3 protein-coding genes are annotated in these 2,904 nt (G+C 61.2%); all 3 read right to left on the bottom strand.

Translation table 11 applies throughout. The annotated features are described in order from the left end of the window. Positions 1-387 (bottom strand): hypothetical protein (locus tag ACIREA_RS29875; RefSeq protein ID WP_397385972.1); only part of this gene is annotated, 387 nt, incomplete at its 3' end. Positions 388-492: 105 nt separating this feature from the next. Next, positions 493-1,602 carry a recombinase RecA gene (gene recA, locus ACIREA_RS29870; RefSeq protein ID WP_397385971.1) on the bottom strand — a complete coding sequence of 370 codons (1,110 nt, stop codon included), beginning with the start codon at positions 1,600-1,602 and terminating at the stop codon, positions 493-495. Between the two features lie 134 nt (positions 1,603-1,736). Next, positions 1,737-2,732: a type II secretion system F family protein gene (locus ACIREA_RS29865; protein WP_397385970.1), complete on the bottom strand. Its 996-nt coding sequence runs from the start codon at positions 2,730-2,732 to the stop codon at positions 1,737-1,739. Positions 2,733-2,904: the final 172 nt, after the last annotated feature.

Below are 2,904 nucleotides of genomic sequence, written 5' to 3'. Positions count from 1 at the left end.
CAGACCGCTCAGAGGCGGTACGAACCATGGCATCATGGACCGGTGCTTGGGTGAGGGAGAGCTGTCGTCCGCTGCCTGCACCACCAGGAGGGAGACTTTGAAGCCGTAGGAGCCGTCTGTGCGCCGCTGCGGAGAGCTGGCAACCACGAGGCATTTGAGCATGACCCACTTCGAGTCGGTTGCTGTCATGGCGAGCATCGCGGGCGTCAGGGCTGAGCGCTGGATGCGCACCTGGACTTCGGCACCCAGATCAAAACGCTGGCGTGACCAGAACACGAGGCCGCAGGAAGTGATTTCGCTGAGCTCGACAATAGTTTGCCCGCCCCCGCCGACCGATGGATTCGGGTTCGCGGAGGTTTCCTGCTGTTGCTGGCCGTGCTTAGCCATACGATTCGCGGAATGACCGCAAAAAGAGGCGCACGGGGCGGGAAAAGTCAAACGACGAAGGGAGCGGGCGCGGGGCGGTCTTGCACGCCCCACGCCTGATCCTGATTACTCTTCTTCGGCGGCGGCTGGAGCGGAGCTTTTGGAAGAGCCTTTCTCTGAGCCTGCGGCTTTTTCGGCCTGCTTGGCCTTCACGGCAGCTTCGATCTCGGCATAGACGGTGGCGTCGTTGCGGAGGACTTCCTTGGCGGCATCGCGGCCCTGGGCGAGTTGGGTGCCCTTATAGCTGATCCATGAGCCGCGCTTTTGCAGGATTTCGTAATCCATCGCGAGATCGAGCAGAGAGCCGACATTGGAGATGCCCTCGTTGTACATGATGTCGAACTCGGCCTCGGTGTAGGGAGGGGCGAGCTTGTTCTTCACGATTTTGACCTTGGTGCGGTTGCCGGTGACGGTGCCGTCGGTGGTCTTGATGGCACCGATGCGGCGGATGTCCACGCGCACGCTGGCGTAGAACTTGAGGGCCTTGCCGCCAGGGGTGGTTTCGGGGTTGCCGAACATGACGCCGATCTTTTCACGAATCTGATTGGTGAAGATGCAGCAGGTGCGGGCCTTGGCGATGATGGCGGTCAGCTTGCGGAGGGCGGCGCTCATGAGGCGGGCCTGGGCACCGACGGTGGAGTCGCCGATTTCGCCTTCGAGTTCCTGACGGGTGACGAGCGCGGCCACGGAGTCGATGACGATGACGTCGAGTGCGTTGGAGCGGACGAGGGTTTCGCAGATGCGCAGGGCCTCTTCACCGGAGCTGGGCTGGGAGACGAGCAACTCGTCCATCTTGACGCCAAGACGGCGGGCATAGGCGGGATCGAGGGCATGCTCCACGTCGATGAAGGCTGCCAGACCGCCTGTCTTTTGCGCCTGGGCGATGACGGTGAGGGTGAGGGTGGTTTTACCGGAAGATTCCGGGCCGTAGATTTCCACCACGCGACCACGGGGGAAGCCGCCGGTGCCGAGCGCTTGGTCGATGAGCAGATTGCCGGTGGGGATGACGGTGATGTCAGACTTCACACCTTCGCCGCCCATGCGGAGGATGGCACCTTCACCGTAGTCTTTCTGGATCTGCTGGATGGCCAGGTCGAGATTGCGGCCGCGTGCTTCAGCAAGCTTGTCGGGTTTGGCTGCGGAAGTTTCGGAAGTTTCTTTGGGTGCTCTGGCCATAATCGTGGATGTTCAGTGTGTAATAAAAAGCTGTTCGGGCGAACAGAAAGCGCATTTAAAGCAGGCCGTAAAGCACTTTTCGTCCTTAAGCAGCGAATATTGCCACCAAAAGGTGCCTCAAGCGGTGATCCGCCTCACAGGTTGTCGAGCTGCTGCTGCATGCCGCCGTAAAAGCCCGACATCATGGTGATGATGCGGTAGGCCACATACATGACGACGAATGCATAGGCGATCTTCGGCAGCCACTGCGCCGCACGCTGCACGGCGTCTCCGGCTTCGATGGTCTCAGCAGCGGCCCAGCGGTTCATTTCGTGGTCTAGGGTTCCGGCTTCTTCCGCCGTGGCGATGCCGTGAACGAATGTAATGGGAAAGCCATGCACGTCCGCCATGGCTCCGGCGATCGTTTCTCCCGCAGCGATGCGCTGGGCGGCATCCTTCGCGGCATGGCGCAGCAGGCCGCTGTGCGAGGCGCTGCCCGCGAGCTGCATGGCCTCTGTCATCCGCATGGAGGCCAGCAGGCAGGCGTGAAACACCTGGGAAAAACGTGCCAGCGCCCAGTGCCTGCGTGCGCTGCCGATCAGCGGGATGTACCCGAGCCCGCGATCCACCGCCGCCGATTCCGCGCCCAGCCGCGAGAGCCAGCGCCAGATCAGGAAGAGGGACAGCAGGATCAGCCAGAGGATGGCCAGCGGCATGAAGATGCCCCCTAGCGAGTAGGGTTTGTCCTCCATGGTTGATGTGACCATGGTCGGCAGCTCTGGCAGCACGATGCCCAGATGCGCGAGGATCAGCGGATAAATCATCGCCCCGATGGCCTGCTTCACCGCCATGTTCCAGGCTTCAAAGTAGCGCGACAGGTGGCTGAAGGCATCCCCTAGGCGTCCGCTGCGCTCTCCGGCGTCAATCAGGGCAAACTCAAGGGCGTCTGAAAATGCCCCGCAATGTTCGGTGATGGAGGCGGCGACGCTCTTGCCCTCTTTCAAGCCGAGCTGCAGGCCCTGCAGCCAGGTGCGGCGCGCATGGGAAGGCTGCTGCTTGAGCAGGAGTTCCAACGAGCGGTCCAGATGAAAGTTTGCCCCCACCAGCTTGGCCAGTTCGCGATACAGCAGGGCTTTTTCGGAGAGTTTCATCGGCGGTATGAAACTAACGCCACTGTGTCCGTGACAGCGAGTACAAAAAAGCTTCAAGACCATGGGTCGATCCCCATTTGTGTGACACTCTTATTGCTTCTCAGGTTCGTTTCATCGCCTATCATGCGGACCCTTCATGCCGCCGCCCATCGCTCATAAAGAAACGCCCGAC

The organism is Prosthecobacter sp., assembly GCF_044373815.1.
Lineage (GTDB): Bacteria > Verrucomicrobiota > Verrucomicrobiia > Verrucomicrobiales > Verrucomicrobiaceae > Prosthecobacter.
Note: the sequence above shows the minus strand (reverse complement) of the source record. Positions and strands in the feature narration are given on the sequence as shown.

Excerpts from the sequence above, each read along its gene's own strand:
- recA (WP_397385971.1), bottom strand. The coding sequence starts at position 1,602 with ATGGCCAGAGCACCCAAAGAAACTTCCGAAACTTCCGCAGCCAAACCC.
- ACIREA_RS29865 (WP_397385970.1), bottom strand. The coding sequence starts at position 2,732 with ATGAAACTCTCCGAAAAAGCCCTGCTGTATCGCGAACTGGCCAAGCTG.